29 protein-coding genes are annotated in these 26602 nt (G+C 75.1%); 19 read left to right on the forward strand and 10 right to left on the reverse strand.

Annotation, left to right across the window (positions count from 1 at the left end; genetic code table 11):
- Positions 1–180: 180 nt before the first annotated feature.
- A complete protein-coding gene (locus tag QOZ88_RS12600) occupies positions 181–639 on the reverse strand; it encodes a PH domain-containing protein (RefSeq protein ID WP_306000101.1) in 459 nt (152 codons plus the stop codon).
- Positions 640–916: 277 nt separating this feature from the next.
- On the opposite strand from QOZ88_RS12600, the gene QOZ88_RS12605 reads away from it, so the two are divergent.
- Positions 917–1495 carry an MBL fold metallo-hydrolase gene (locus QOZ88_RS12605; protein WP_306000102.1) on the forward strand — a complete coding sequence of 193 codons (579 nt, stop codon included), beginning with the start codon at positions 917–919 and terminating at the stop codon, positions 1493–1495.
- A 71-nt stretch (positions 1496–1566) separates the two neighbouring features.
- Entirely contained in the window at positions 1567–2412 is an 846-nt protein-coding gene (locus tag QOZ88_RS12610; protein WP_306000103.1) for a DUF817 domain-containing protein, read from the forward strand.
- Positions 2413–2594: 182 nt separating this feature from the next.
- On the opposite strand, the gene QOZ88_RS12615 is transcribed toward QOZ88_RS12610, so the two are convergent.
- Together QOZ88_RS12615 and QOZ88_RS12620 are read right to left on the reverse strand one after the other, a co-directional pair.
- Positions 2595–2885, reverse strand: coding sequence for a hypothetical protein (locus QOZ88_RS12615; protein ID WP_306000104.1), 291 nt, complete (start codon positions 2883–2885; stop codon positions 2595–2597).
- Positions 2886–2888: 3 nt separating this feature from the next.
- Positions 2889–4031 carry a serine hydrolase domain-containing protein gene (locus QOZ88_RS12620; RefSeq protein ID WP_306000105.1) on the reverse strand — a complete coding sequence of 381 codons (1143 nt, stop codon included), beginning with the start codon at positions 4029–4031 and terminating at the stop codon, positions 2889–2891.
- 204 nt (positions 4032–4235) lie between these two features.
- Here QOZ88_RS12620 and QOZ88_RS12625 point away from each other — a divergent pair, with 204 nt between their 5' ends.
- Entirely contained in the window at positions 4236–5189 is a 954-nt protein-coding gene (locus tag QOZ88_RS12625; RefSeq protein ID WP_306000106.1) for a SemiSWEET transporter, read from the forward strand.
- A gap of 58 nt (positions 5190–5247) precedes the next feature.
- On the opposite strand, the gene QOZ88_RS12630 is transcribed toward QOZ88_RS12625, so the two are convergent.
- A complete protein-coding gene (locus QOZ88_RS12630) occupies positions 5248–7344 on the reverse strand; it encodes a M14 family zinc carboxypeptidase (RefSeq protein ID WP_306000107.1) in 2097 nt (698 codons plus the stop codon).
- Between the two features lie 335 nt (positions 7345–7679).
- Here QOZ88_RS12630 and QOZ88_RS12635 point away from each other — a divergent pair, with 335 nt between their 5' ends.
- From QOZ88_RS12635 to nagB, 6 genes are all read left to right on the forward strand, one after another.
- Positions 7680–8852 (forward strand): ROK family transcriptional regulator, encoded by a 1173-nt coding sequence (locus QOZ88_RS12635; protein ID WP_306000108.1) that lies wholly within the window; start codon positions 7680–7682, stop codon positions 8850–8852.
- Positions 8853–8943: 91 nt separating this feature from the next.
- Entirely contained in the window at positions 8944–10275 is a 1332-nt protein-coding gene (locus QOZ88_RS12640; protein WP_306000109.1) for an extracellular solute-binding protein, read from the forward strand.
- 71 nt (positions 10276–10346) lie between these two features.
- Positions 10347–11345, forward strand: coding sequence for a carbohydrate ABC transporter permease (locus QOZ88_RS12645; RefSeq protein ID WP_306000110.1), 999 nt, complete (start codon positions 10347–10349; stop codon positions 11343–11345).
- Complete coding sequence (locus QOZ88_RS12650) at positions 11342–12220, forward strand: carbohydrate ABC transporter permease (RefSeq protein WP_306000111.1); 879 nt, start codon at positions 11342–11344, stop codon at positions 12218–12220. Before QOZ88_RS12645 ends, QOZ88_RS12650 begins: the two co-directional genes overlap by 4 nt.
- Positions 12217–13188, forward strand: coding sequence for an ROK family protein (locus QOZ88_RS12655; protein ID WP_306000112.1), 972 nt, complete (start codon positions 12217–12219; stop codon positions 13186–13188). The genes QOZ88_RS12650 and QOZ88_RS12655 overlap by 4 nt, the downstream gene beginning before the upstream one ends.
- Positions 13189–13192: 4 nt before the next feature.
- Positions 13193–13969, forward strand: coding sequence for a glucosamine-6-phosphate deaminase (nagB, locus tag QOZ88_RS12660; RefSeq protein ID WP_306000113.1), 777 nt, complete (start codon positions 13193–13195; stop codon positions 13967–13969).
- A gap of 2 nt (positions 13970–13971) precedes the next feature.
- Here nagB and nagA read toward each other — a convergent pair whose 3' ends face one another.
- Both nagA and QOZ88_RS12670 read right to left on the reverse strand, forming a co-directional pair.
- Complete coding sequence (nagA, locus tag QOZ88_RS12665) at positions 13972–15105, reverse strand: N-acetylglucosamine-6-phosphate deacetylase (RefSeq protein ID WP_306000114.1); 1134 nt, start codon at positions 15103–15105, stop codon at positions 13972–13974.
- Positions 15102–16562, reverse strand: a complete 1461-nt coding sequence (locus QOZ88_RS12670) for a glycoside hydrolase family 3 protein (RefSeq protein ID WP_306000115.1) — start codon at positions 16560–16562, stop codon at positions 15102–15104. Before QOZ88_RS12670 ends, nagA begins: the two co-directional genes overlap by 4 nt.
- A 278-nt stretch (positions 16563–16840) precedes the next feature.
- Between QOZ88_RS12670 and QOZ88_RS12675 the strand changes: the two genes are divergently transcribed.
- Positions 16841–17011, forward strand: coding sequence for a hypothetical protein (locus QOZ88_RS12675; protein ID WP_306000116.1), 171 nt, complete (start codon positions 16841–16843; stop codon positions 17009–17011).
- A gap of 15 nt (positions 17012–17026) precedes the next feature.
- Here the strand turns inward: QOZ88_RS12675 and QOZ88_RS12680 are convergent, their stop codons facing one another.
- The gene (locus tag QOZ88_RS12680) at positions 17027–17194 is read right to left on the reverse strand and encodes a hypothetical protein (protein ID WP_306000117.1); all 168 of its coding nucleotides are present in this window, start codon (positions 17192–17194) and stop codon (positions 17027–17029) included.
- Positions 17195–17304: 110 nt separating this feature from the next.
- Between QOZ88_RS12680 and mgrA the strand changes: the two genes are divergently transcribed.
- The 8 genes from mgrA to QOZ88_RS12720 all read left to right on the forward strand — a co-directional run bounded on the left by mgrA (position 17305) and on the right by QOZ88_RS12720 (position 24147).
- Entirely contained in the window at positions 17305–18336 is a 1032-nt protein-coding gene (mgrA, locus tag QOZ88_RS12685; RefSeq protein ID WP_306000118.1) for an L-glyceraldehyde 3-phosphate reductase, read from the forward strand.
- Positions 18337–18390: 54 nt separating this feature from the next.
- Positions 18391–18681: a hypothetical protein gene (locus QOZ88_RS12690; RefSeq protein ID WP_306000119.1), complete on the forward strand. Its 291-nt coding sequence runs from the start codon at positions 18391–18393 to the stop codon at positions 18679–18681.
- Positions 18678–19934 (forward strand): hypothetical protein, encoded by a 1257-nt coding sequence (locus QOZ88_RS12695; RefSeq protein WP_306000120.1) that lies wholly within the window; start codon positions 18678–18680, stop codon positions 19932–19934. Before QOZ88_RS12690 ends, QOZ88_RS12695 begins: the two co-directional genes overlap by 4 nt.
- Positions 19935–19939: 5 nt before the next feature.
- The gene (locus tag QOZ88_RS12700) at positions 19940–20512 is read left to right on the forward strand and encodes a hypothetical protein (protein WP_306000121.1); all 573 of its coding nucleotides are present in this window, start codon (positions 19940–19942) and stop codon (positions 20510–20512) included.
- Positions 20509–21099 (forward strand): hypothetical protein, encoded by a 591-nt coding sequence (locus QOZ88_RS12705; RefSeq protein ID WP_306000122.1) that lies wholly within the window; start codon positions 20509–20511, stop codon positions 21097–21099. Before QOZ88_RS12700 ends, QOZ88_RS12705 begins: the two co-directional genes overlap by 4 nt.
- 69 nt (positions 21100–21168) lie before the next feature.
- Positions 21169–23247 (forward strand): glycosyltransferase, encoded by a 2079-nt coding sequence (locus QOZ88_RS12710; RefSeq protein ID WP_306000210.1) that lies wholly within the window; start codon positions 21169–21171, stop codon positions 23245–23247.
- Between the two features lie 139 nt (positions 23248–23386).
- Positions 23387–23599 carry a DUF4177 domain-containing protein gene (locus QOZ88_RS12715; protein ID WP_091930363.1) on the forward strand — a complete coding sequence of 71 codons (213 nt, stop codon included), beginning with the start codon at positions 23387–23389 and terminating at the stop codon, positions 23597–23599.
- On the forward strand, positions 23596–24147 hold the full coding sequence (locus QOZ88_RS12720) for a DUF4334 domain-containing protein (RefSeq protein WP_306000123.1): 552 nt from the start codon (positions 23596–23598) through the stop codon (positions 24145–24147). The genes QOZ88_RS12715 and QOZ88_RS12720 overlap by 4 nt, the downstream gene beginning before the upstream one ends.
- Here the strand turns inward: QOZ88_RS12720 and QOZ88_RS12725 are convergent.
- Genes QOZ88_RS12725 through QOZ88_RS12735 form a run of 3 tightly spaced genes read right to left on the reverse strand, consistent with a single transcriptional unit; the run spans position 24131 to position 25994 of the window.
- On the reverse strand, positions 24131–24538 hold the full coding sequence (locus QOZ88_RS12725) for an arsenate reductase ArsC (protein ID WP_306000124.1): 408 nt from the start codon (positions 24536–24538) through the stop codon (positions 24131–24133). The genes QOZ88_RS12720 and QOZ88_RS12725 overlap by 17 nt on opposite strands.
- The gene (arsB, locus tag QOZ88_RS12730) at positions 24535–25659 is read right to left on the reverse strand and encodes an ACR3 family arsenite efflux transporter (RefSeq protein ID WP_306000125.1); all 1125 of its coding nucleotides are present in this window, start codon (positions 25657–25659) and stop codon (positions 24535–24537) included. The genes QOZ88_RS12725 and arsB overlap by 4 nt, the downstream gene beginning before the upstream one ends.
- Positions 25656–25994, reverse strand: a complete 339-nt coding sequence (locus tag QOZ88_RS12735; protein ID WP_306000126.1) for a metalloregulator ArsR/SmtB family transcription factor — start codon at positions 25992–25994, stop codon at positions 25656–25658. Before QOZ88_RS12735 ends, arsB begins: the two co-directional genes overlap by 4 nt.
- Before the next feature lie 129 nt (positions 25995–26123).
- Between QOZ88_RS12735 and QOZ88_RS12740 the strand changes: the two genes are divergently transcribed.
- The gene (locus tag QOZ88_RS12740; RefSeq protein WP_306000127.1) at positions 26124–26591 is read left to right on the forward strand and encodes an ArsI/CadI family heavy metal resistance metalloenzyme; all 468 of its coding nucleotides are present in this window, start codon (positions 26124–26126) and stop codon (positions 26589–26591) included.
- The last annotated feature ends 11 nt before the right edge of the window (positions 26592–26602 follow it).

A 26602-nucleotide genomic window follows, 5' to 3' on the forward strand; every position in this document is an offset into this window, starting at 1 on the left:
CAGGGCCTCGATCGCACCTCGGTCGGGCGTTCTCGACAGACGCACGTGTCCCCCCGGAGCACACCGCTCCGGGGGGACACGTGCGTCGAGGGGTGTTCGGGCGGGTGGGTGCCCGGTGCCGAGCCCGCCGATCGCCGCGGGTGCAGGGGCGCGTGGCCGACGCATCAGGGGACGCGGCCATCAGGGGGACGGCGGGCGAGGCCCTTCGATCCACCGGCGGAGCTCCGCGGCCTGCTCCTCCACCTGCCGCTGGCCGGGGAACGGCAACGTCTCCGTCGCCACGAGGTGCAGGACGGTCCCGTCGGTGAGGAGCAGTTCCACACGCCGCATGCTTCCCGCACCACCCTGGCGACCCACCATCACCCGGTCGATGTCGGGGCGCTGGAGCCGGCGGGTCTGCAGCCGGTTCCGGACCTCGAGCGACCCGTCGGCGTGCGCCCGGACGCGGCTGAGCACCGTCGCCGTGTTGTAGCCGGTGATGCCCACGGCGAACGCTGCGAAGACAGCCGTGAACAGCGGCGGACCGGGGGTCGTCAGGACGAACACCACCAGCACGACGGCGACCACGACCGAGGCGCCGTAGAGGGCGGTGGAGAAGCGCGGCGGGCGCAGGTCGAGGACGACGTCCGGCGAGGTCACGGACGCGATCATGCAGCGGCCTTCGTCGACCGCGCGCGCCGGCGGGGTCGACGCACTCCTGCGGGTGACCGGTATCGCATCGCCACTCGTGCCCGCCGGCACCCAGGGCCGGCCGGGCACCCAGGGCCGGCCGGGCACCCAGGGCCGGCCGGCACCCATGGCCGGCCGGCACCCATGGCCCGCTGGCACCCAGGGCCGGCCGGCACCCAGGGCCCGCCGGGACCCAGGGGCGGCCGGTGGCCCGGCACCGGGCCGCCGCGGTTGCTACGGTCCGCGCATGCCGGAGCTGTCGCGCACCGCCCGCCTGGACGTCCTCGTCGAGGGCTACGTGCGCATGCCGCACGTGGCGGGCACGGTGAGCCTCGTCCGGGACGCCGACCGGGTCGTCATCGTGGATCCCGGCATGGTGTCCGACCGGGACCTCATCCTCGCCCCGATGCGCGAGCTCGGCGTCCGCCCCGAGGACGTCACCGACGTCGTCGTCAGCCACCACCACCTGGACCACACGCTCAACATCGCACTCTTCCCGGTGGTGCCGGTGCACGACTTCCAGTCCGTCATCGAGGGGGACATCTTCACCCGCCGGGCCGCCGAGGGGACCCAGCTCACCCCCGGCATCCGGCTGCTCGCCACGCCGGGGCACACCCCGCAGGACATCACCACGCTCGTCGGCACCCCCGACGACGTCGTCGCCCTCACGCACCTGTGGTGGACCGAGGAGGGCCCGGCAGACGACCCCTACAGCCACGACCGCGACGAGCTGCGCCGGCAGCGCGAACGGGTGCTCGACCTGGCCACCCTCGTGGTCTGCGCCCACGGCGCACCGTTCCGGCCCGGCCCCGCGACGGTCCGCTGACCACGGGACCAGGAGACACGCACGGGTGGCGGAGACGCCACCAGCCGCCGCCACGACCTAGCCTCCACCCGGTGAGGCAGCTGCTGCGGTTCGCCTGGATCGAGGCGCAGTGCTGCCTGTTCGCCGTCCTGTTCTTCCTCGGCCTGGCCCTCGTCCGGGTCGTCCCGCTGCCGGTCAACCCCGCCGATGCGCTGCTGGTGTGGTCGCTCGGCGTGACGTTGGTGCTGTGGCTGGTCCGCTGGGAGACCGGCCGCGAGGTCGCCGTGATCGTCGGCTTCCACCTCGCCGGCCTGGTGCTCGAGCTGTTCAAGGTCGCCCAGGGCTCCTGGTCCTACCCCGACACCGGGCTCGCCACGGTCGGTGGGGTGCCCCTCTACAGCGGCTTCATGTACGCCGCGGTCGGCAGCTACGTCTGCCAGGCCTGGCGCCGGTTCGACCTCCGGATCACCACCTACCGGGCGCGCAGCACCGCCGCCGTCGCCGCGCTGATCTACCTCAACTTCTTCACCCACCACGTCACCTGGGACGTCCGGCTGCCGCTGGCCCTGCTGCTGCTCGCCGTCACCTGGCGGACGGGGGTGCACTTCACGGTCGGCCGGCGCCGCTACGCGATGCCGCTCGCGCTCTCCTTCGTCCTCATCGGCTTCTTCCTCTGGGTCGCCGAGAACGCCGCCACCCTGCTGCGCGCCTGGCAGTACCCGTCGCAGGAGTCGGTGTGGACGCTGGTCCACGCCGCCAAGCTGGGGTCGTGGTCACTGCTCGTCGTGGTGAGCATCGTCCTGGTCGCGGGGGTGAAGGCCCGGGAGGGGCAGCTGTACGGCCGGCCCGGTGACCGGACGGTCCTGCGGGCCTACGAGGCACCCGAGGTCACCGACCCGCTGCCGCTCGCCGACCGGGTGCCCGCCGCCGGGTCCTAGTACTGCGGCCGTCAACGTTCGCCTGCCTGGCGGCTGCCTTCCCGAGACCGCCGCTGATGGCGACGGAGTGCGCAGATGGTCAGTTCTCGGCACGGGAGTAGCGCGTCTGCGCACACTGTCCTGACGCCAAGCGCTAGCCGGCCCAGCTTGAACCAGTCGAAGGTTGCGTGACGCGGTACTAGCTAGTCCCAGAGCCGCGACGAGGCGGCCGGACGGCCGGTCGTCGAGGAGCGCCGGCGGCGGAACTCCTCGACCGGCCGGTAGGTCACCCCGCCCAACCGCAGCGACACGACGTGCCCGCCGGCGTCCCGCTCGACCGGCACCGGCTCACCGGCCGGCCCGAACCCCGGCTGCGCGGCGACCCGCAGCGTGTCGGCGTCGACCACCTGCAGCTCCTCGACCCCCGGCAGGGGATCGGGCCAGGTCGGCCGGACGAGCACCAGCCGCCCGGCCAGCTCGGCGACGTCCACCACGCCCTAGAGGCCGGCGAACCGGCCGGTGAACGCGGACGGCGGCGGGCTGCCGGGCGGGGCGGCGGGCACCTCGGTGCGCGGGTGCAGCGCGACGTCGACCAGCTTCACCAGCCCGGTCGCCAGCTCCTCGGCCGGGCCGTCGATCGCGTTGGTGAGCACGCTGACGACCAGCCCGTCGGCGGGGTCCACGACGGTGACCGTGATCTGCCCTGGCCACCCGCCGCTGTGCCCGACCAGGTGCCGCTCGCCCACGGTGGTCAGTGCCAGGCCCACCCCGTACCGGCCGACCTCCGTGCCGTAGGCGGTGACCACCGACTCCACGCGCTGCATGAGCCGCTTCGCGTCGTCGCCGAGCAGCCGGTCGTCGCCGAGCACGTGGGCCGAGCCGTAGACGGCGAGCTCCTCGGCGGTGGAGAAGAAGCCGGTCGCCGGCGCGAGGGCGCCGGTGCCGACCGACCCGAGGGGCTCGCGCACGTCCTCGCCCAGGAGCAGCCCGGTGTGCCCGCTGACGTACTCGCCGGCCCGCGCGGGATCGTGGTCTGCCCCGGTCCGGGTGAGGCCCAGCGGCTCGAGGATCCCGGTGCGCACCGCCTCGGCGTAGCTCGTCCCGGTGACGGCCTCGACGGCCAGGCCGACCAGCGCGTAGCCGGTGTTGGAGTACTTGAAGTGCTCGTTGCGCCGCAGCACGGGGCCCGCCCGCAGCGCCGCCGCGATCACCCCGGCCCGGTCCGGGAAGGGCTGCTCCAGCTGCCAGAAGTCGGCGTCGGCGCCGTCCCGGGTGACGCCGGCCTGGTGGCCGAGCAGCTCCCGGACGGTCACCCGCGCCACCGGTGAGCCGGCCGCCTCCAGTTCAGGCACGTGGACGCCGATCGGGTCGTCCAGCCGCATCCGCCCCGCCTCGACCAGCTGCAGCACGAGGGTCGCGGTGAACGTCTTGGAGTGCGAGGCGACGCGGAACAGGTGCTCGAGGGTCAGCGGTGCGCCGGTGGAGACGTCGGCGACCCCGAACGCGGCCGAGAGCACCAGCTCGCCGCCGTGGCGGACGGCCACCTGCGCACCCGGCACCCGGCGGTGCGCCACCTGGGCGTCCAGCCACGACCGCAGGTAGCCGCCGGCGGCGCGGATCGTCTGGGTGGGGGTCGTCATGGCCGCCCAGCCTAGGGAGCCGCTCCGCCGCGTGCGGTGGACGTCACAGGAAGCGATCGGCAGATCACGTTCCGGTCACGGATGCGGAGCGCCGATGACGTCCCCGGTCACCGCCCGGCCCCCGCCGGCGCCGCTTCCCGACGAGCGCCCCCCGTTCCCGGTGGCCACCCCTCGCACCGACTCCGAACGGATCCCCGCTCCACCATGTCCGCCGCTCTCGGCATCCTCGCGGCCACCCTCAGCATCGCCGTCGTCTGGCCCCAGGTCTGGCTCTCCTGCCGGCACCGCCGCACCCTCGGCCTCTCACCCACCAGTGCCTGGCTCGCCGTCGCGCTCAACCTCTGCTGGCTCGCCTTCGGCCTGCTCTCCGGCGACCCCGTGCAGATCGTCACCAACGCCGTCGTCGGTGCCGGCAACGCCGCCGTCCTCGTGGCCCTGCTGCTCACCCAGCCGCGGCTGCGGGCTCCGCGCGTGCTGCTGCGGACGGCGTCCGGCGCCGTCGTCCTCGCCGCGCTGGCCACCGGGGGTCCTGCCACCACCGGGCTGCTCGGCACCGACCCGGCGGCGGCCGCGGCGCTGCTCGGCGGGGTCGCCTCCGTGGTCGGTGCGGCGGCCGCGCTCCCGCAGCCGGTCAGCCTGCTGCGCGACCGCACCCAGGATCTCTCGGGGCTCTCGCCGGCGCGGTGGTGGCTCGGCTCCGGGTCCTGCGCCGCGTGGACCGGCTACGGCTGGTGCGTGGACCAGCCGATGGTCTGGCTCTCGGCCGGGATCGGGCTGTGCTGCGCGCTCGTCGTCTGCGGGATGCTGCGCGCCCGGCGGGCGGTGCTGCCGGTCGCCGGCTCAGCCGCCGCAGCGGGGGACGGCGCCGGCGTCGAGGCCCCACTCCGGCAGGTCGGCGCGGAAGGCGTCGCGCACCGGCGCGGAGCCGGTCGCGCGCCAGTCCACCCGGCCGCCGACCTCCGGCTCGTCCTCGGCCCGTTCGAGCCGGGCGATGATCGCCCGGCTTGGCAGGCGCTCGGCCAGCCCCGGATCGAACAGCTGCTGCCACCAGGCCTGCTTGACGGCCGGCTCGTCGGCCCCGCCGGCGCCCGGGGCGAAGAACGCCGCCGTCTCCGGGACGGCGACCGGCTCGCCGTACCCGGCGTCGAAGGGCGGTAGCCCCCGGTCGACGGCAGGGCGGAACGCCGGACCGGTGAGCCGGCGTCCCGCCCGCGCATCAGCGCCGGCCGCAGGCCCTGAGGTCCACGCGCAGCCGCTGCCCGCGGTCGACGACCACCGGGGCCGTCTCCCGGACCTGGCCGGCCACCTCGCAGGTCAGCGTCCAGTTCTCCACCAGCCCCGGCACGGTCGAGGACTCCGCCTCGAACAGCGACGCGGTCAGCGTCCAGGTCGGCGTCACCGAGGCGAAGTTGATCGCACGGAGCACGTAGGTGCCCTGGGCCGGGTCCTGCAGCAGCACCCGCTCCTTCTCCCCGACGAAGTTGCCGGAGCTGCCCACCTGCTCCAGCGAGCCGTCGGCGTTCTTCCGGTACACCTCGAGGTCCATGTCGTCCGGCGTGGGCCAGTCCAGCACGATCTCGAGCAGATCGGCGTCCCGGGCGACGGTGAACTCGGAGTCGGTCGACTGCAGCGGCAGCGTCGTCCCGGTGTACGTCTGCTGCGCGACCGGGTCGGATGAGACGGTCTCGACCTGCCGGTCCTTGACCACCGGGCGGGTGGACGGGTTGACGTGCCAAGTGAACCGGCCGTCGGGACCGACCGTCATGGCCGTGTCGAGGGTGTCCTGGATCGCCCCCTCCCACGTCGGGGTGGCGAAGGTCTTGCGCAGCCGCAGGGTGGCACCGGCCGGTGCCTTGCCGGTCAGCACCGAGTGCGTCGCCGGGTCCACCGCGTTCTCCAGCGCGAGCAGGTAGGCCTCCCGGTTGCCCTTGCCGGCGTACTCGCCCGCACCCAGGTACTCGTCGATGACCTGGGGGAACGGCGGGTGGAACTCGTCCGGCCCGATCTCGAAGGTGTAGCCGAACCCGCCGGTGGCGTTGTAGGACCAGTCCTCGGTGGAGCCGGTGGTGTCGTAGAGCTCCCACGCGTGCTGGCTGGTGTAGCCGTTCTGCGCGGCCATCGCGTCGCCGAGCGCCTTGAGCGCCGCCTCGTCGAACGGGTCGCCCAGCGGCACGCCCTCGCTGGGTGGCACCAGATCGGGCGCGGCGCCGTTCGGGCGCAGCACCAGGTTGGAGAAGGTGTGGTTGGTGATCAGCGTGGTCACGTGCCGGCTGCTGATCAGCTCGCGGATGTTCTGGGTCTCGGGCTCGGAGAACGCCGTCGCACCCCGGTAGGTCGGGTCGGCGAAGAGGTCCGACGCGCCCGGGCCGCCCCAGTAGCCGCCGTAGTTGCGGTTGAGGTCGACGCCCGTGCCGAAACCGCCCGGGCTCGTCGCGCTGCCGGCCCGGCAGGTGCCGTCGGGGGTGTCCTGCCCGTCGACCAGGCGGCAGTTCTTCCGCTTGTAGGCGTTGCCGGGGGTTGCCAGCAGGCTGGCGGTGCCGCCGTCGTCGAGCGAGCGGAGATCGACCAGGCCGCCGTCGGTCCGGGACAGCTCGAAGCCGTCGACGTTCACCACCGGGACGACGACGACGCGGGCACGGTCGACCAGGTCGGTGATCCGCGGGTCCTTCCCGTAGTTCTTCGCCAGGTCGACGGCGAACTCCATCGCGTGCTCGCCGGACGGCCACTCCCGGGCGTGGTGGACACCGAGCATGAGGAACGTCGGCAGGCCGCGGTCGGGCCCGTGCACGTCGCGGCCGATCTCGACCCCGCGGATCTCCCGGCCGTCCAGCGAACGGTGCGGCAGGGTGAAGGTCGTGACCAGTTCCGGGTGGTCGCGCTCCAGCGCGGCCATGTCGGCGTCGTAGTCGGCGAGGGTGCGGTAGGCGTCCCGGCCGGACGGCAGCGGCGACGTCGTGGTGGCCGCCGCGTACGCCGCGTTGGCCCGGTTGTTCTCCGCCTCGCGGAGCAGGAGGTCGGGGATGCGGACGTCGTAGCCGAGGCCGGCCGTGAGCAGCGACGTCACGTCGGCCGGGCTGTGCAGCACCACCTCGACGTAGTCGTGGCCGGCGTGCTCGGTCAGGTCGAGGCCGAGGGTCTGCAGGAGGCGCTTGTCCTCGCGGGTGGGGGTGTCGACGGTGACCAGTTGCGGGCGGAACTCGTCCGAGTCCGCCGTGGCGGGCGCAGGTGGGCCGGCCACCGTGGTGAAGCCGACCAGCGCGGCGGTGCCCAGGGCCAGCAGGCCGGCACGTCGGGGGAGGATACGAGGGTTCATGGCGCCTCTCCGGTTCGAGCGGGGGTGCGACGGTTGACGAGCCAACGAGCACGCGCCCGGAAGGTCACGCTCGGCCGACACCCTCCGGTCAGCCGTCGCCAGCGGGACGTCGGAGACGTCGAGGGCCTGCTCCGGCAGGCCGGCGCGGTCGTCGCCGCCCCGGGCGGTGCAGCTCCCGGTCGGCTGGATCACGAGCGTCCTCGGCTCGGGGACCCCGTTCTCGCGTTCGGGCCGGCGGGGCTCCGACGTCGCCGCTCCCGCAGGTCACGGTCCGGTCACGAGTTCGCCACCTCTTGACAGGGGAATGTAAGGACGGTTGCCTAACAAACGTGACCGTGACCCGCGACACAGCCCGGCCGGGGCGCCTGCTCCGACCGACGGCGAAGGTGCTGCCCGAGCACGCCCGCGCGCACAACCGCTCGATGGTCCTGCAGCACCTGTTCCACGCGGGCCCCGGTTCGCGGGCGGACCTCGCCCGCGCCACCGGCCTGACCCGGGTCACCATCTCCGACCTGGTCGCCTCGCTCATGGCCGAGGGCCTGGTGGCCGAGCTCGGCGCCCGCGCGGAAGGCCGCCCCGGAAAGCCCGGCACCCTGCTGGGGGTCCGCACCGACGCCCACCAGATCGTCGCGGTGGACCTGGCCGACGACGAGCGGATGCACGGGGCGGTGCTGGACCTCTCCGGCACCGTGCTGCAGCGCCGCACGACGCGGGTCGACGGGCGGACCGGCGCGGCGGCCATCGAGGCGCTCACCGCGCTGTGCCGCGACCTCGTGGCGGCGGCGACCCGGCCGGTGCTGGGCGTCGGCGTCGGGTCCCCCGGCGTGATCGACCCCGCCGGTCGGGTGCTCCAGGCGCCCAACCGGCAGTGGTTCGACCTGCCGCTCGCCGACCGGCTCGGCGCCGAGCTCGGCCTGCCCGTGCACGTGGCCAACGACGCCAACACCGCGGCCCTGGGCGAGTTCACCTACGGCGGCGCGTCGGGCGGCGGACTGCTGGTGCTCACCGTCGGCGGTGGTGTGGGCGCCGGGATCGTGCTCGACGGTCGCCTGGTGCAGGGGCACGAGCACGCGGCCGGCGAGATCGGCCACGTCACCGCCGTCGACGAGCGCGACGACATCGACGGCGCGCCGCTGGGCCGTCCGCTGCCGTGCGCCTGCGGGCGCCGGGGCTGCCTGGAGACGGTGCTGTCGGTGCCTGCCCTGCGCCGGCGGATCGACGGGCTGGACCCGTCCGCCGCCGCGGTCGCGCTGGCGGCGGTGGGCCGGCGGCTCGGCATCGTGCTCGCGCCGGTGGTCAGCTCGCTCAACCTGTCCGAGGTCGTGCTCACCGGCCCCGGGGAGCTCCTCGACGGCCCGCTCCGCGAGGCGGCGCTGGCCACCCTGCAGGAACGCACCATGCCCGTCGTCAGCAGCCACATGCAGCTGCGGATGACCTCGCTCGGCGAGGACGGGGCCCTGTCCGGGGCCGCGGTCCTCGTGCTGTCCGGCCAGCTCGGGGTCACGTGACGACCCCGAGCCGGCCAGTTGCAAGTCGGAGAACCACATCCCTGTGGCGGCGCTGTCCGGCACCGCCTGCGCACCAGGAAGGAACCCCAACATGACGAGGGTACGCACGAGCGGGCTGGCTGCCGCGAGCGTCGGGCTGCTGCTCGCGCTCTCCGCTTGCGGTGGCGCGAATGAGGCGGAGGCGGGCGGCTCGGAGGAGATCCGGCTGTGGCTGGCCGGCTCCGACACGCCCCAGGAGCTGCGCGACTACCTGGTGGAGACCTTCGAGGCCGAGCACGAGGGCATGAGCCTGGTCATCGAGGAGCAGGACTGGAGCGGCCTGGTGCCGCGCCTGCAGACGGCGCTGTCCTCGGAGTCGCAGACCCCCGACGTGGTCGAGATCGGCAACACCCAGAGCCCGACCTTCACCCACGCCGGTGCCTTCTCCGACATCAGCGACCTGGTCGACGAGCTGGGCGGTGACGACCTCCTCGAGGGCTTCGTCGAGGCCGGCACGGTCGACGGCGACGTCTACGCGGTGCCCTACTACTCCGGCGCCCGGGCGGTGTTCTACCGCAAGGACCTCTTCCAGCAGGCCGGCGTCGAGGTGCCCACCACCCTGGCCGAGTTCGGCGACGCGGCGGTCGCCCTGCAGCAGGCCAACCCGACCGGGAAGCCGAACTTCTCGGGCTTCTGGCTTCCCGGCCAGGACTGGTACAACGGCATCGCCTGGATCTACAGCAACGGCGGCAACCTCGCCGAGCAGGACGGCGACGCGTGGGTGGGCGCGCTGTCCAGCCCGGAGGCGCAGGAGGGCCTGCAGCAGGTCCAGGAGCTGTTCGCGAACGCGACCTCCGCCCCGCGCGACGCCGACTCGGCCGAGCCGTGGGTGCCGTTCAACAACGGTGAGGCGGCGATGTTCTCCGCCCCGACCTGGGCCCGCTGGAGCATCGACCTGCCCGAGTGCAACCAGGGCGTCGACCCCGACGACGAGTCGGAGGCCGCGCAGGCGGCGCTGGCCGAGCAGCAGGCCTGCAACGAGGAGCGGACCGGCATCTTCCCGCTGCCCGGCCCGACGGCGGGGGAGCCGGCCACGGTCTTCGCCGGTGGCTCGAACATCGCGATCCCGGCGATGTCGGGCAACCAGGAGGCGGCCCGCGACCTGCTGCGGATCATCTTCAGCGAGGAGTACCAGACGATGCTCGCCGAGAACGGGCTGATCCCCGGCAACAGCGAGTATGCCGACGCGCTGGGCGACGACGTCTACGCCCAGGCCGCGCTTGCGGCGGCCCTCGACGCCCAGCTCACCCCGCCGGCGGAGAAGTGGGCCGACGTGGAGGCCGCCCGCATCCTGGAGGACTTCTTCCAGGAGGTGGCCTCGGGTGCCGACCTGGCGGAGGCCTCGGCCCGGGCCGACCAGCTGATCACGGACACGCTGGCCTGATCCTGTGATCCGGGGCGGGGGTGCCCTGGCCGACCGCGCCGCACCCCCGCCCCCCACGTCCCGGAGGAACCGTGTCCGCTCCCCGCACGTCCTCGGCGCCGGTGCTCCCGCCGGCTCCGCCGCGCGCCGCCGCCCCGCCCGTCCACCCGGTCCCGCCGGGCGAGCGCCGGCCCGCTCCCCGCCGCCGGTCGCGGCGGTCGCGGCTGGGGCCCTACCTGCTCCTGCTGCCCGCACTGGTGCCCGTCGCCGTCGGGCTCGGGTACCCGCTGGCGCGCCAGTTCGTGCTGTCGTTCCAGGAGTACGGGCTGGCCCAGCAGTTCGGCCGCCCGGCCGAGTGGGTGGGGCTGCGCAACTACACGACGCTGCTGTCGGACCCCTACGTCTGGGGCGTCATCGGCCGGTCGGTCCTGTTCTGCCTGGTCAACGCCGCGCTGACGATGGCGGTGGGGATCGCCGTCGCCGTCCTCATGACGCGGGTGGGGCGCGGCGCGCGGATCACCCTGCAGGTCGGGCTGCTGCTGGCCTGGGGGACGCCGGTGCTGGCCACCATGACGGTCTGGCAGTGGCTGTTCGACTCGCAGTACGGGGTGGTCAACTGGCTGCTGGCCGAGCCGCTGGGCCTGACCGGGATGCGCCAGCACTCCTGGATCATCGAGCCGGCGTCGTTCTACCTCGTGGCGACGGTCATCGTCGTCTGGATGTCGGTGCCCTTCGTGGTGTTCACCGTCTACGCCGGCCTGCTGCAGGTGCCCGAGGAGTGCATGGAGGCCGCGCAGCTCGACGGCGCCAACGCCTGGCAGCGGCTGCGCCACCTGTCCCTGCCCATGGTCAAGCCGGTGCTGCTCGTCGTCGCGCTGCTCCAGGTCATCTGGGACCTGCGGGTCTTCACCCAGATCTACGTGCTGCAGCGGGCCGGGGCCCCGACCCGGGAGACCCACCTGCTGGGCACCTACATCTACTCGCTGGCGAAGGAGTTCTCGATGGCCGGAGCCATGGCCACGATCATGCTGGTCATCACCTTCGTGCTCACGGTCTTCTACATCCGCCGGATGCTGAAGGAGGAGGTGTGACCGCGGCGCGCACGGGTGCCCCCGCCGCCGCCCGGCGGCGTGCCCGCGGCGGTGGCACGGGGCGGCGCCTGCTCGGCCTGCTCGCCGTGCTCGTCGCGCTCGTGTGGGTCTTCCCGATCTACTGGATGGTCAACAGCGCATTCCTGCCGACCAATCGGATGCGTACGGGAGAACCCTCGTTCCTGCCATTCGGCGGGACGTTCTCCAACTTCCGCAACGTGCTCACCGACTCCGCGTTCTACGACGCTTTCAAGGTGTCCCTGGCGGTCACCGGGCTGACCCTCGTCGTCGCCATTCTCTTCGCATTCCTGGGGGCGCTCGCGATCAGCCGTTTCCGTTTCCGCGGGCGCCGGTCGTTCATCCTCACCATCCTCGTCGTGCAGATGATCCCGGCCGAGGGCCTGTTCATCTCGCAGTACCAGATGCTGGACAACTGGGGCCTGGTCAACGCGGTCCTCGGGCTCACGATCGTCTACGTCGCGGCGATCCTGCCGTTCACCGTCTGGATGCTGCGGGGCTTCGTCGCCGGGGTGCCGCTGGAGCTGGAGGAGGCCGCGATGATGGACGGCCTCTCGCGCACCGGGGCGTTCTTCCGCATCACCTTCCCGCTCCTGGCCCCGGGCCTGGTCGCCTCCGGGGTGTACGGGTTCCTCCAGGCCTGGAACGAGTACACGCTGGCGCTGGTGGTCATGACCGACCCCGACCAGCGCACCCTCCCGCTGTGGCTGCAGGGCCTAGTGGAGGCCAACCGGGCCACCGACTGGGGCCTGGTCATGGCCGGGGCGACGCTGATCTCCGTGCCGGTCATCGTCTTCTTCCTGTTCGTGCAGAAGCGCATGAGCGCCGGCCTGGTCGCCGGGGCGGTGAAGGGGTGAGCGCGAACGGCCACGGGTCGCGGAGCTGGTCGGTCGGGCTCGACATCGGGGGGACGAAGGTGCTCGGCGTCCTGCTGGACGCCGGCGCCACCGTGCGGCACCGCCTCCGGGTGCCCACGCGGCCCGGGGTGCAGGGCGTGCTCGACACCGCCGAGCAGGTGGTGGGCGAGCTCTGCGCCGCGGCCGGCGTGACCCCGCAGGAGCTGACCGGGGTCGGCGCGGGGGTGCCCGGGCTGGTGGACCCGGCCACCGGGCGGCTGTCCTACGCGGTGAACCTCGGCATCCACGAGCGCGCCGTCGACCTGGCGCCGATGCTGTCGGCCCGGCTGGGCGGCACCCCCGTGGTGCTGGAGAACGACCTGAACGCGGCGGCCGTGGGTGCGGCCCGTGCACTCGGGCTGCCCGGCGACCTGGCGCTGCTCGCCCTCGGCACCGGCGTCGCCGCCGGGCTGCTGCTCGGGGGCCAGCTGCGGCGGGGCCGGTGGGGAGCGGCGGGGGAGATCGGCCACCTGCCCTACGACCGCACCGGGCCGCGCTGCCCCTGCGGCCAGCAGGGCTGCCTGGAGCTCTACGCCTCCGGGGCGGCGCTGGAGGCCGCCTGGCCCAGCCGCAACGGCATCCCGGCCGCCGCGGACCTGTTCGCCGCCGCGGCGGCCGGGGATCGGCGGGCGATCGGCATCCGCGACGGGTTCGCCGACGCCGTCGCCGCCGCCGTCCGCACCCTGGTGCTCACCTGCGACGTCGAGCACGTCGTGCTCGGCGGCGGGGTCGCCGAGGTCGGGACGCCGCTGCGGGACGCCGTCGTCACCGCGGCCCGGCGGCAGGCCGCCGGCTCGCCGTTCCTGCGCAGCCTCGGCATCCCCGACCGGGTGCAGCTGGCGCCGGCCGACGTCCCGGTGGGTCCCGTCGGGGCCGCGTTGTGCGTCCGCCCGGCCGTGCCCGGCCGCGCCCAGCCGGTGGGATCCTGAGCCCGTGAAGGTGGTCATCCTCCCCGGGGCCGGCGAGGTCGCCCGGGTCGCGGCGCGGCGGATCGCCGAGGCGGTGCGCCGGCGCCGGGACGCCGTCGTCGGGCTGGCGACCGGCTCCTCGCCGCTGGGCCTCTACGCCGAGCTCGCCCGGCAGGTGGCCGCCGGGGAGCTGGACGTCTCCGGTGTCCGCGGCTTCGCGCTCGACGAGTACGTCGGCCTCCCGCCGGCGCACCCGCAGAGCTACGCGTCGGTCCTCCGGCGCACCGTCGCCGAGCCGCTGGGCCTGGACCCGGGGCGGGTGCACGTGCCCGACGGGTGCGCGGCCGACCTGGACGCGGCGGCGGCCGGCTACGAGCGCGACATCCGTGCCGCCGGTGGCATCGACGTGCAGATCCTCGGCATCGGCGCCAACGGGCACATCGGCTTCAACGAGCCGACGTCCTCCCTGTCGTCGCGCACCCGGATCAAGACGCTCGCGCCCCGGACCCGGGCGGACAACGCCCGCTTCTTCGCCTTCCCGGAGGAGGTGCCGGTGCACTGCCTCACCCAGGGGCTGGGCACGATCCTGGAGGCGCGGGAGCTGGTGCTCGTCGCCCAGGGCGAGGCGAAGGCCGACGCCGTCGCGGCGGCGGTGGAGGGTCCGCTGAGCAGCATGTGCCCCGCCTCGGTGCTGCAGCTGCACCCGCGGGCCGGGGTCTACCTGGACGAGGCGGCCGCCGCGCGGCTGCGGCTGGCCGACTACTACCGGCACACCTACGCCCACCGGCCGGGCAAGGCCTGACCTCAGCGCACCCGGCAGCCCCGCGCCCACACCTGCCGGACCGACCAGCCCTCGTCGAGCACCACCGCGTCGGCCGCGTACCCGGGGGCGAGCAGGCCGAGGCGATCGCCGAGGCCCAGCGCCCGGGCAGGCGTGGCGGTCAGCGCCGTCACCGCTGCGACCGGGTCGAGGCCGACGACGTCGACGGCCCGGCGCAGCGCGTCGTCGAGGGTGAGCGTGGAGCCGGCGAGGGTGCCGGTGCCGGCGATGCGGGCCACCCCGTCGCGGACGACGACGTCGGAGCGGCCCAGCCGGTAGCGGCCGTCGTCCGCACCCGCCGCGGCCATGGCGTCGCTCACCAGCGCGACCCGGCCGGGGGCGCCGGCCAGCAGCAGGCCGGCGACGACGGGGTGCACGTGGTGCCCGTCCAGCACGAGCTCGAGGGTGACGCGGGGATCGGCGAGCGCGGCGCCGACCGGCCCGGGCGCGCGGTGCCCCAGCCCCGGCATCGCGTTGAAGGCGTGCGTGAGCACCCGCGCGCCGGCCCCGAAGGCCTGCTCGGTCAGCGCCATGCCGGCCGCGGTGTGCCCCACGGCCACCGTGACCCCCGCGTCGGCGAGCCGGGTCACCGCGTCCAGTGCGCCCGGCAGCTCGGGGGCGACGGTCACCAGGCGCAGCGTGCCGCGGGCGGCGGCCAGCAGCCGGTCGACGACGGCGGGGGTCGGCGCGACCAGGTGCTCCGGGTCGTGCGCGCCGCAGCGCTCGGGGGAGAGGAACGGGCCCTCCAGGTGGGCGCCCAGCACCCGGTCGTCGGCCGCGGCGAGGTCGGCGACCGCCGCGAGCGAGGCCTCCAGCCGCTCCACCGGTGCGGTGACCAGGCTGACCAGCGAGCGCGTCGTGCCGTGCGACCGGTGCACCTCGAGCGCGCCGCGGATCCCGTCGGCGCCGTCCTCGGCGGCCTGCCCGCCGCCGCCGTGCACGTGCAGGTCGACGAAGCCCGGCGTCACCCAGGCGCCGTCGAGCTCCACGACGTCGTCGGCGGCCGGGGCGTCCCCGGTGCCCGCGGCGGTGATCGTGCCGCCGTCCAGCAGCAGCCAGGTGTCGTCCCGGCGCCCGGCGGCGTCGACGGCGCGCCCCCCGCGCAGCAACGTCGTCACCGGCCGGCCAGCGCCTCGGCGGCCGCGCGGGTGCACGCCCGCGACGCGCCGTGCACCGCGAGCGCCGGGCCGGGGACGAGCCCCAGGTCGTCGGGCATCCCCAGGGCGACGGTGACGGCGTCGGGCCGCAGCTCGGTCAGCCGGCGCAGCCAGCGCTCCTGCCACGGGCTGCGGTAGGCGTCGCGGGCGGCCACCACCAGCGGCCGGCCCGCCGCGTCCGCGACGACGGCGTCGGGCGTGGGATCGTCGTCCGCCACGGTGACCAGGGTGTCCAGCCGGCCCAGCTCGCGCAGCGGGTCGGCCAGGCTCCACCGGGCGGCGCCGACGGCCATGTTCGCCGCCGCCCGCAGCTCGACGACCACCGCGGGGGCCGCCAGCGGGTGGAGGTCGCGGACCCGCCGGGCCGACCGGGCCGCGCGCAGGCCGACGCCGCCGGACGCCTCGTCGGTGGTGGTGGCGGTGGGCTCGCGGCGGAGGCGGGCCACCCGGCCGGCGGCCTCGTGCAGCCGGGCCTCGGTCAGCGTGCCGTCGCGCAGGTGCTCGGCGACCGCCGCGCGGATGGCGGCGCAGTGCTCCTCGCCGTCCTCGGCCCCGACCAGCAGCAGGTCGGAGCCGGCGGCCAGCGACAGCGCCGCGGCGCGGGGAATGCCGTGCGCCGCCCGCACCGCGGCCATGTCGAGGGCGTCGGTGACGAGCACCCCCTGGAAGCCGAGCTCGGTGCGGAGCAGGTCGACCAGCAGGCGGCGGCTCAGCGTGGCCGGCTGCTCGTCGAAGGCGGGGAAGACCACGTGCGAGGTCATCACCAGCCGCACGCCCGCCTCGATCGCCGCGATGAACGGGGGCAGCTCGCGCCGGCGGAACGTCGCCTCGTCGACGTCGACCACCGGCAGGTCGAGGTGGGAGTCGACGGTGGTGGCCCCGTGGCCGGGGAAGTGCTTGGCGGCCGCGGCCACCCCGGTCGACTGCAGCCCGCGCACCCAGGCCGCCCCGTGGCGGGCGACGAGCCCCGGGTCGGCGCCGAACGACCGGACGCCGATCACCGGGTTGCGGCTGTCGCTGTTCACGTCGACCGAGGGCGCGAGGCCGACGTCCACGCCGGCGCGGCGGAGGTCGGCGCCGATGGCTGCCGCGACCGCCGCGGTCACCTGCTCGTCGTCGAGCACGCCGAGGGCGAGGTTGCCCGGGTAGCTGCTGCCCGAGCCGTACTCCAGGCGCGTGACGTCGCCGCCCTCCTCGTCGACGGCGACGAGGGCGTCCGCCCGTGCCGTGTGCACGGCGCCGCTGAGCGACGCCACCCGCCCGGCGGCCTCCGCGGGGTCGTCGGCGCGCAGGTTCTGCCCGTACAGGCAGACGCCGGCCAGGCCTTCCCCGAGCGCGTCGACCACCCAGCGGGGGACGGCCGGCCCGGCGAACCCGGGCATCAGGCAGCCGTTCACGAGACGGTCCAGCTCCGACATCGATCGTCGTCCTCCCGGTGTGCGCCGACCATTTCCGCGACCGGATCGGGGACGTGGTGCCGAGGCATTCCGACGAATTCCCGTCCATTTCTCCGGCCGCGGTCGATCTTCGCATGCGCGGACCGCTCCGGCGCCTTCGCCGGGCCCGCGGAAATCACGTCCACGCGGTCGTGGCCAGGGGGTGGGGAAGGCCTGTCCCCGCCATTCCCGCGCGAGGTCCGGAGCCCCGGGGGGCGGCGGGTCTGGACGTCGGGCGCCCGCAGCGGGAAGGTGTGCCCGTGACCGACAACCGCTACGCCATCGGCCTGGACGCCCTTGAGGCCGGGAGCCGCGTCGAGCCGGCCGACCAGGTCGCGGAGCAGCCGGCGCCCGGCGCACCGCCCCCTGCCCCGGCCGGCGAACCGCACCCGTTCGCCGGCGGAGCGGGCGGCGACGCCGACGGCGACTGATCCCCGCGGCGGGGGTCAGACCCGGTCGTCGCGTTTGAGCCGGCCGTAGGCGGCGGTGCCCAGGAAGAGGAGCACGCCGACGACCAGCAGCCAGAACAGGCCCTCGACCACCGCGAGCACCGCGCCGACGATCGAGAGCACGAGCCACACGACCAGCAGCAGTCCGACCACGCGCAGCAGCACGGCAACCTCCAGGGGGTGGGCGCACCCAGCCTAGGTGTACCCGGCCCGCGGAGAGCTCGTACCCGCTGGGCGGTGCGGCGCGGGCGGCGGCGGTGACGCAGGATCGGCGCATGGCCTACTCCGCAGCCGACGACCGCTACGATTCCATGACCTACCGCCGCACCGGGCGGAGCGGCCTGGACCTCCCCGTGCTGAGCCTGGGCCTGTGGCACAACTTCGGCGACGACATGCCCTTCGACCGCCAGCGCGACATCCTGCGGCGGGCCTTCGACCTGGGCATCACGCACTTCGACCTGGCGAACAACTACGGACCGCCCTACGGCAGCGCGGAGAGCAACCTCGGGCGGCACCTGGCCGACGACTTCCGGCCCTACCGCGACGAGCTGGTCATCTCCACCAAGGCCGGCTACGACATGTGGCCCGGGCCGTACGGCCAGGGCGGGGGCTCGCGGAAGTACCTGCTGAGCAGCCTCGACCAGTCGCTGCGGCGGATGGGCCTGGACCACGTCGACATCTTCTACAGCCACCGGCCCGACCCCACGACGCCGCTGGAGGAGACGATGGGGGCGCTGGACACCGCCGTCCGCTCCGGGAAGGCGCTCTACGCCGGCATCTCGTCGTACTCGCCCGAGCAGACCCGCCGGGCGGCGGAGATCCTGGCCGACCTGGGCACGCCGCTGCTGATCCACCAGCCCTCGTACTCGATGCTCAACCGCTGGGTCGAGCGGGAGGACCTGCTGGGCGTGCTCGCCGACGTCGGCGCCGGGTGCATCGCCTTCTCGCCGCTGGCGCAGGGCATGCTCACCGACAAGTACCTCGGCGGGGTGCCGGAGGGGTCGCGGGCCAGCCAGGGCAAGTCGCTCTCGCCCGACCTGCTCACCGAGCAGACGCTCACCCACGTCCGCGCCCTCGACGGGCTGGCCCGGGAGCGTGGGCAGTCGCTGGCCCAGATGGCGCTGGCGTGGGCGCTGCGCGACCCGCGTATGACGACCGTGCTCGTCGGGGCCAGCAGCGTGGCGCAGCTGGAGCAGAACGTCGGGGCGCTGGACCACCTCGCGTTCTCCGGCGACGAGCTCGCGGCGATCGACCAGCACGCCGTCGACGCCGGCATCGACCTGTGGGAGGGCCCCCGCACCGCCTGAGCGCCTGTGGACAACGGGTCCGGGGGAGGGCCGTTCCTGCCTAGGGTCCGCGGTGTGAGTGACGGCCTCGAGGTGGAGACGGCGGTCCTGCGGGACGCCGGGCGTGCGCTGCTGGTCGTGCACGGTGAGTTCGACGGTGCGCGGGACACCGCCGACGTCGGCGCCGACGTCATCGCGCACGGCGGGCTGCGGGAGCGGCTGGGGGAGTTCGGCAGCAACTGGGACCGCCGGCGGACCGAGATGGCCGGGCTGATCGCGGGGCTCGGCCAGGCCGCGCAGGACGCCGCGGAGGTCTACGAGCGGATCGAGACGGAACTGATCGCCGCCATGGCCGGTGAGCGGTGAGCCGCCCGCGGGACTGGTCGCCGCTGCGCCCGGCGGACCCGGTCGGCGGGGACGCCGCGGCGATCGCGCGGCTCGCTCGGCGGTACGCGGACACCGCCGCGGCGATCACCACGGCGGCGACGGCGCTCCGCGAGATCCACGGCAGCGCGACGGCGTGGGACTCCGACGCGGGCCGGGCGTTCCGGCAGCGGACCGTCGAGGTGGCCGGCACGATCGAGCAGGCGCACGCCCGGTACGAGGGGACGGCGGCGGCGCTGGCCGGCTACGCGCGCACGCTGGAGGACGTCCAGGCCCGCGCCGACGTCGTCCTGGCCCGCGCCCAGCGTGCCGAGGAGGCCCGGGACGCCGCCTGGCGGGCCCGCGAGCGCGCCGCGGCCCAGGCGGAGCCCGATCCGGTCGCCGAGCGCCGGGCGCACGACGACGCCGCGGCGGCCACCGGGGGCATCCGGGCGGCCGGCGAGGAACTCGACGCGCTCGAGGCCGAGTGGCGGGCGGCGGGGACCACCGCCGCCGACGCCATCGACGACGTCCTCGGTGCCGACGACCTCGCGGACGGGTTCTGGGACGACGTGCTGGACGTGGTCGCCGTGGTCACGGGCTGGGCCGGGCTGCTCTCGGCCGCCCTCGGCCTGGCGGCGTTCTTCCTCGGCACGATCCCGGGTCTGCAGCCCGTCGCCGCGGCGCTCGCCGGGGCGGCCCTCGTCGCCGGTGCCGTCTCGCTCGTCGGCAACACGGTGCTGCTGGCGAGCGGCCGGGCGGAGCTCGACGCCGTGCTCTGGGATGCGGTGGGGGTGCTGACCTTCGGGGCCGGGCGCGCCTTCGCGCTGGCCGGCCGGGCGGTGGCCACGGGCACCCGCGGTCTGGCTCGCCCCTCGCTGGTGCAGCACCTGCGGGGTTCGGGGATGACCCGCCGGGAGGCGACGGCGGCCTCGGGCGTCGCCGCGTCCCCCGGAGCGGCGGCCTCCGCGCTCACCTCCCGGGCCCGTGACCCGCGCGGCTGGCTGCCCACCCGCGGGGAGTGGGCCGAGGCCTACCGCCCGTCGGGGCTGCTGCGCGATCCGGGCGGCCCGCCGCCCTTCCTCCACCCGGCCGCGACGGCCGCCCCCCAGGTGCAGGCCGGCCTCTCCCGCGCCGCGCGGGCCGACGGCGCGTCCCTGCTCGCGAACGCCGCCGGCACCGTCCCGGCCGCCAACGCCTTCGCCGGCAGCGGTGGCCCCGCCGGTTCCCGCGCCCCGGTCCGGGCGGACCGGTGACGGCCGTGGCGCCTCCCCGCGACTTCACCTTCGCGGTGCCCGGCGACTGGGTGCGGATCCGGGTCCTGGACGACGCGCAGCGCGACGCGGACGTCCGCCGCATCGCCCAGGCGGTCACCCGGGGCCGGCCCGACCGCGACCGGCTGATGCCGCAGGTGGCCCGCGTGCTGCACGAGGCAGTCGCCGCGCGCACCGACAGCCGCACCGTCGAGGTGCACCTGCCGGTGCTCCAGAAGGGCGCCCCGCCGGTGGCCTGCGCCCTGGCTGTCGGGGTGGTCCCTCCACGGGACGGCGACCGGCCCGGCGGCGAGGACGCCGCGTTCCTCGCCGCGGCGGGGACGGGGGCCACGGCCGAGGTGGTCGACCTTGCCTGCGGCCCGGTGGCCCGCCTGCGCCGCCGGACGTCCGCACCCGCGCCGGACGGCCGGAGGGTCGAGACGGCGGTGGTGCAGTACCAGCACCCGCTGCCCGGCGGCGGCTTCGTGCTGCTGAGCTTCTCGACGCCGCTGCTGGAGCTGCTCGACCCGCTCACCGCGCTGTTCGACGCCGTCGCGGGCTCCTTCCGGTGGCTCCCGTGACCGGCATCGTGCAGCACTGGGGCTACTCCGTCGCGCCGTCCGACGAGGGCTGGGTGTGGCTGCCCGGGACCGGGGACGTCGCCGCGTGGGCGCAGGAGATCTGCGCCGACCTCTACGTCCACGGGCCGGAGGCGGCCTGGCTGGGCGCGCAGCTGCGCTCGCTGGGCGACGCCCTCCGCGAGGGTGCGCCCGACCTGGCCGCGCTCTGGGTCCCCGACCCCGCCCACGGCGTCCTCGCGACCCTCCGTGCCGACCGGTACCGGCTCACCACCGGGCTGCCGGAGCTCGCCGCGCAGGAGCGCGCCACCGCCGGGCGGGGGCTGGCCCCTCCTGCCGTCGACCTGGTCGCGCTGCCGGCCGGTCCGGCGCTGCGCGTCCGGCGGGTGGAGCGGCAGGCCGACGGCCCGGGGGAGGGCCTGCTCGTCGAGAGCGTCCGCCATCTCGTCGCACCTCCGGGCGCGGTCGACGCCGACGGCGTGCCGACGGGCGTGGAGCTGGTCATGGCCTGGACGCTGCTGCACGAGGGGGAGGAGTTCGCGGACATGGCCGACCGGACGGCCGAGCGGTTCTGCGTCACCGCCGGCTGAGCGCGCGCGACCTCACCCCTCGGGGGGATGTGCCGGCGCGCTCAGCGTGTCGATGCCTCCTGCGTGAGCATGGAACGGGTGGCCCTGGGCCGCCCCAGCGGGACCCGGGACGCCGTTCCGGCGCCGGAGAGCGCCGCGCGGCTGCTCGTGGTGCGCACCGTGGCCGTCGCCGCCGTCCTGGCCACCGCCGGTTACCTGACCTGGCGGCTGCTGGCGACCCTGCCCGAGGGCGCCGCCCTCTGGCTGGGCGTGCCGTTCCTCGCGCTGGAGCTCTACGGCGGACTCGCCCTCGTGCTGTTCGTGATGACCACCTGGGACGTCGCGCCGGCGACCGTGCCGGCGCCCCGCCCCGGGCCGCCGCCGTCGGTCACCGTGCTCGTCGCCACCTACAACGAGCACCTCGACGTCCTGCTGCCCACCGTCGCCGCCTGCCTGGCCATGGAGGGCGAGCACGAGACCTGGGTGCTCGACGACGGCGACCGGCTCGAGGTCGAGGAGATGGTCACCGCGCTGGGCGCCCGCTACGTCACCCGCGCCGAGCACGACCACGCCAAGGCGGGCAACCTCAACCACGCGCTGGCGCTGGTGCGCACCGACGTCGTCGCGGTGTTCGACGCCGACCACGTGCCCGACCCGGACTTCCTCACCCGCACGCTGCCCTACTTCGCCGACGACCGGCTGGCGCTGGTGCAGACGCCGCAGCACTTCTACAACACGAGCTCCTTCGAGCACCTGCGCCCGGGCGCCGACCTGCACGAGGAGTCGCTGTTCTACCGGGTGATCCAGGCCGGCAAGCACCACGCGGGGGCAGCCTTCTGGTGCGGGACCAACGCCGTCCTGCGGACCGCGGCGCTGCGCGAGATCGGGGGCGTGGCCACCGAATCGCTCACCGAGGACTTCCACACCACCATGAAGTTGCACCGCGCCGGCTGGCGGAGCGCCTACCACAACGAGGTGCTCGCCCGCGGCCTGGCGGCGGGCAGCCCCGACGCCTTCTACGCGCAGCGCCGGCGGTGGGGCCGCGGCGCGATGCAGGTGCTGCGGCACGACAACCCGCTGACCGCCACCGGGCTGACGTCCCGGCAGCGGCTCGGCTACCTCTACTCCCTGTCGGCGTGGTTCGACTCGTGGCGGACGCTGGGCCTGGCCCTCGTGCCGGTGAGCGTGCTGGTCACCGGGGTGTTCCCGGTGGACGCGCCGCCCGCGCTGTTCGCGGTGATGGCCGGCGTCCCGTTCCTCCTGCAGCAGGTGGCGCTCGGCCTGCTGTCGCGCGGGTTCGCCCCGGCCCGCTTCTCGCTGCTGTTCGAGGTCGTCCGGCTGCCCTCCAACCTCGCGGCCACGCTCTCGCTGGTGCTGCGCGGCACGGGCCGGTTCGCGGTCACCGCGAAGGGCCGCACGGGGGAGGAGCGCACCCGCGCCCGGGTGCCCGCGCTGCTGCTCGCGCTCGCCGCCGTGCTCGTCGGGAGCCTGCTCTTCACCGCCGCGAGCCTGGCCGGCTGGACGCCGGTCGAGCACGGGCTGGGCGGCACCACGCTGGTGCCGGTCTTCTGGGTGGCGACCACCCTGGGCTTCGTCGTCGCCGGCATCCGCCGCATCCGCGATCCGCGCTTCTCGGCCGAGCGCCGGGACGGGCACCGCTTCCCGGCCGCGCTGCCCGCCGTCGTCGAGGGCGCCCCCGCCCGGCTGGCCGACGTCTCGCTCGGCGGCGCGCAGGCGCGCGTCCGCGGGATCGGCGCCGCCGTCGGCGCCGAGGTGGAGCTCTCCGTCCGCGTGCCCGACCGCGCCGCGCACGTCGTCTTCCGCGCGGTCGTCCGGTCCCGCAGCGGGGACGTCCACCGCCTGCAGTTCGTCGGGCGGCAGTGGCGGGAGCTGGCCGCGCTGTCGGCGACGGCGTTCGGCGCCGGCGCCGCCCGCTGGGCGGCGGCCGAGATCACCCCCGTCGCGGTGGAGGCGCCCGTCGCCCCCGGCCGCCGGGTGCCGGCCGCCTCGCTCCACCCGGACGCGGTGTCCGCCGCGGTGCGCAGCCCGTTCGTCGCCCCGGCCGCCGCGCGGCCGCCGGTGGACGACGACACGCGGCCCATCCCGCGGCTGACCCCGGAGCTGGAGCGCGCGCTGGCCGGCGCCGACGGTGGTGGCTCCGGCCGGTGATCCGCGGCGCCCCGGGCGGAGGTCTCCCGGGCGAACGGCAGCACCAGGTCCAGCCGGGAGCGTCCGTCTCGACGCGCGTGCCCTCTCGCGGCAGGCTGGCGGGTGACCGACCGGAGCAGGCCGAGAGGACGGGCGACCCATGGCTGCCGCGCGCTACGAGTACAAGGTCGAGGAGATCCGGGAGGGTCTCATCGGCGGCAAGATGTCCGGCGGCAAGCTGGAGAAGGTCCTGAACGAGCACGCCCGCTCCGGCTGGCAGCTCAAGGCGATCACCTCGGTCGAGGTGAAGGGCCGCATCGGTCCCGGCGGCGTCGACGGCGTCCTGGTCACCTTCGAGCGCCCGGTGGCATGACGCTGCAGTTCATCAGCGGCGGCAAGTGGCTGGCCGATCACCGGCACTTCGTGCCACCGGACGAGGCGTTCGCCTTCTTCGACGTCTTCCGGCCGCAGCCGGTCGAGGAGATGCTCGGCCGGTGGCGCGGTAGCGAGCTGCCCACCGGGTCGCCGCTGGACGGGCTGCTGGAGTCCTACGGCTGGTGGGGCAAGGAGTTCCTCGACGCCGAGACCGTGCACCCGCTGCTGTTCGAGACGGCGTCCGGGCCGCGGCCGGTCGACCCGGCGTTCCTGCCGGTGGGTGTGCTGCGCCGCGCGCCCCGGCTGGCTCACTCGCGGGCGGCCCTGGCCGCGTTCGCCGCCGCCCGCCCGCTGCTGACGACCACCCGACCGAAGGCCCGGCTGCGGATGATCGAGCACCGCGGCGTCGTCACCGCGGCGATGGTCTACGACCGGCTGCCGATCATCGACGTCTTCCGCCGGGTGGACGGCCGCACCGTCCTCGGGCTCATGGACCTGCGCGGCCTGCCCGACCCGTTCTTCTTCGTGCTCAGGCGCGAGGGCTGACCTCGAGCTCGGCCAGGAGCTCGCGGATGCGCCGCTCGATCTCGTCGCGGATCGGCCGCACCGCCTCGACGCCCTGTCCGGCCGGGTCCGCCAGCGGCCAGTCGAGGTAGCGCTTCCCGGGGAAGACCGGGCAGGCGTCGCCGCAGCCCATCGTGATCACCACGTCGGAGGCCTCGACGGCCTCGGGAGTGAGCACCTTGGGGCGCTGGTCGGAGATGTCGATGCCGACCTCGGCCATGGCCTGGACCGCGGCCGGGTTGACCTGGTCGCCGGGCAGGGACCCGGCCGAGCGCACCTCGACGGCGTCGCCGCCGAGGTGGCGCAGCCACCCGGCGGCCATCTGCGAGCGGCCGGCGTTGTGCACGCAGACGAAGAGGACGGTGGCGGTCACCGGGTGCTCCTGGCGGTCGTGGGGACGGTCGGGTCGCCGGGGAACCAGCGGCGGGCGGCCCACAGCGAGACGTAGACCAGCGCCACCAGCACCGGCACCTCGATGAGCGGGCCCACGACGCCGGCGAGCGCCTGCCCGCTGGTGACGCCGAAGGTGCCGATGGCGACGGCGATGGCGAGCTCGAAGTTGTTGCCGGCCGCGGTGAACGCGAGCGTCGCCGTTTTCGCGTAGCCCAGGCCCAGCCGCATGCCCAGCATGAACGAGCCGCCGAACATGAGGACGAAGTAGGCCAGCAGCGGCAGGGCGATGCGCGCGACGTCCCAGGGCCGGGAGGTGATCGCGTCGCCCTGCAGCGCGAACAGCATCACGATCGTGAACAGCAGTCCGTAGAGGGCGACCGGGCCGATGCGCGGCAGGAACGCGGCCTCGTACCAGGCGCGCCCCTTGCGCCGCTCGCCGACGGTCCGGGTGAGGAAGCCGGCCAGCAGCGGGATGCCGAGGAACACGAGCACCGACAGCACGATCGCCCAGACGCTGAACTCCGCCGACGTCGTCGACAGCCCCAGCCAGCCGGGCAGCACCTGGAGGTAGAACCAGCCCAGCGCGGCGAAGGCGAGGATCTGGAACACGGAGTTGATCGCGACGAGGACGGCGGCCGCCTCGCGGTCGCCGCAGGACAGGTCGTTCCAGATCAGCACCATCGCGATGCAGCGGGCCAGACCCACGATGATCAGGCCGGTCCGGTACTCGGGGAGGTCGGGCAGCAGCAGCCAGGCCAGGGCGAACATGAGCGCCGGGCCGAGCAGCCAGTTGAGCGCCAGGCTCGCGCCGAGGAGCCGCCGGTCGCCGGTGACCCGGTCCAGCTCGGAGTACCGGACCTTGGCCAGCACGGGGTACATCATCAGCAGCAGCCCGACGGCGATGGGCAGGCTGACGTCGCCCACCTCGACCGCCGACAGGGCGTCGTCCAGGCCGGGCACCCAGCGGCCCAGCGCCAACCCGAGCGCCATCGCCGCGATGATCCAGACGGGCAGGAACCGGTCGAGGGTCGAGAGCTTCTGCAGGACGGGCGCGTCGGCCGCGACGTCGGTGCGCGCGGTCTCCCGGACGGCGTCGCTCATGCGGGCACCGCGGTGTCGAAGAGGCCGGCGACGGCGCGCAGCGCGGCGGGGCGGACGGCGTAGTAGACCCACACCCCGCGCTTCTCCCGGTCGAGGAGCCCGGCGGAGTGCAGCACCTTGAGGTGGTGGCTGATCGTGGCCTGGGTCAGGTCGAAGGCGTCGTTCAGGTCGCACACGCAGGCCTCGCCGCTCGCGCTGGAGGCGATCAGGCTGACCAGCCGGAGCCGCACGGGGTCGGCCAGCGCCTTGAGCAGCGGAGCGACCTGCTCGGCCTGGTCGGCGGACATCGCCGTACCGGACAGCGGGGTGCAGCAGGCCAGGGCGGGCTCGCTCATCGGTGCTCCTCCATCGGACGTCGACCGCCATCGTAACGACGCGCATCGTATTGACAAGTGTCGATGGAGGTGTTCATTCTCGATTCATACATCGACGTCTGTCGATGTCTTGCCCACAGGAGGTTCCCCGTGTCCCGTGTCCAGCTCGCCCTCCGCGTCGCCGACCTCGACGCCGCCGTCGACTTCTACTCACGGCTCTTCGGCACCGTTCCCGCCAAGCGGCGGCCGGGGTACGCCAACTTCGCCGTCGCCGAGCCGCCGCTGAAGCTGGTGCTGCTGGAGGGCGGCGCGGGGCAGCCCACGCGCCTGGACCACCTCGGCGTCGAGGTCGCCTCGACCGAGGAGGTCGCCGCCGCGACCGGGCGGCTCGCCGACGCCGGGCTGGCCACCCGGCCCGAGGAGGGCACGACCTGCTGCTACGCCGTGCAGGACAAGGTGTGGGTGACCGGGCCGGGCGGCGAGCCGTGGGAGGTCTACACCGTGAAGGCGGACGCGCGCCCCGACCTGGAGGGCCGCACCGAGCCGGAGCTGGCGGAGGTCGCCGGCGACGGCAGCTGCTGCCGGACGGATGCACAGCCGGCCGCCGCCTGCTGCTGACCCGGCCCGGC

Source organism: Blastococcus carthaginiensis, assembly GCF_030731085.1.
Classification (GTDB): Bacteria; Actinomycetota; Actinomycetes; order Mycobacteriales; family Geodermatophilaceae; genus Blastococcus; species Blastococcus carthaginiensis.

What these genes read in the sequence shown, in the direction of transcription:
- QOZ88_RS12640 (WP_306000109.1), top strand. Translation starts at nt 8,944, where the DNA reads ATGACGAGGGTACGCACGAGCGGGCTGGCTGCCGCGAGCGTCGGGCTG.
- QOZ88_RS12720 (WP_306000123.1), top strand. Translation starts at nt 23,596, where the DNA reads ATGACGCTGCAGTTCATCAGCGGCGGCAAGTGGCTGGCCGATCACCGG.
- QOZ88_RS12670 (WP_306000115.1), bottom strand. Translation starts at nt 16,562, where the DNA reads ATGTCGGAGCTGGACCGTCTCGTGAACGGCTGCCTGATGCCCGGGTTC.
- QOZ88_RS12710 (WP_306000210.1), top strand. Translation starts at nt 21,169, where the DNA reads ATGGAACGGGTGGCCCTGGGCCGCCCCAGCGGGACCCGGGACGCCGTT.
- mgrA (WP_306000118.1), top strand. Translation starts at nt 17,305, where the DNA reads ATGGCCTACTCCGCAGCCGACGACCGCTACGATTCCATGACCTACCGC.
- QOZ88_RS12605 (WP_306000102.1), top strand. Translation starts at nt 917, where the DNA reads ATGCCGGAGCTGTCGCGCACCGCCCGCCTGGACGTCCTCGTCGAGGGC.
- QOZ88_RS12620 (WP_306000105.1), bottom strand. Translation starts at nt 4,031, where the DNA reads ATGACGACCCCCACCCAGACGATCCGCGCCGCCGGCGGCTACCTGCGG.
- QOZ88_RS12735 (WP_306000126.1), bottom strand. Translation starts at nt 25,994, where the DNA reads ATGAGCGAGCCCGCCCTGGCCTGCTGCACCCCGCTGTCCGGTACGGCG.
- arsB (WP_306000125.1), bottom strand. Translation starts at nt 25,659, where the DNA reads ATGAGCGACGCCGTCCGGGAGACCGCGCGCACCGACGTCGCGGCCGAC.
- QOZ88_RS12630 (WP_306000107.1), bottom strand. Translation starts at nt 7,344, where the DNA reads ATGAACCCTCGTATCCTCCCCCGACGTGCCGGCCTGCTGGCCCTGGGC.
- QOZ88_RS12625 (WP_306000106.1), top strand. Translation starts at nt 4,236, where the DNA reads ATGTCCGCCGCTCTCGGCATCCTCGCGGCCACCCTCAGCATCGCCGTC.
- QOZ88_RS12715 (WP_091930363.1), top strand. Translation starts at nt 23,387, where the DNA reads ATGGCTGCCGCGCGCTACGAGTACAAGGTCGAGGAGATCCGGGAGGGT.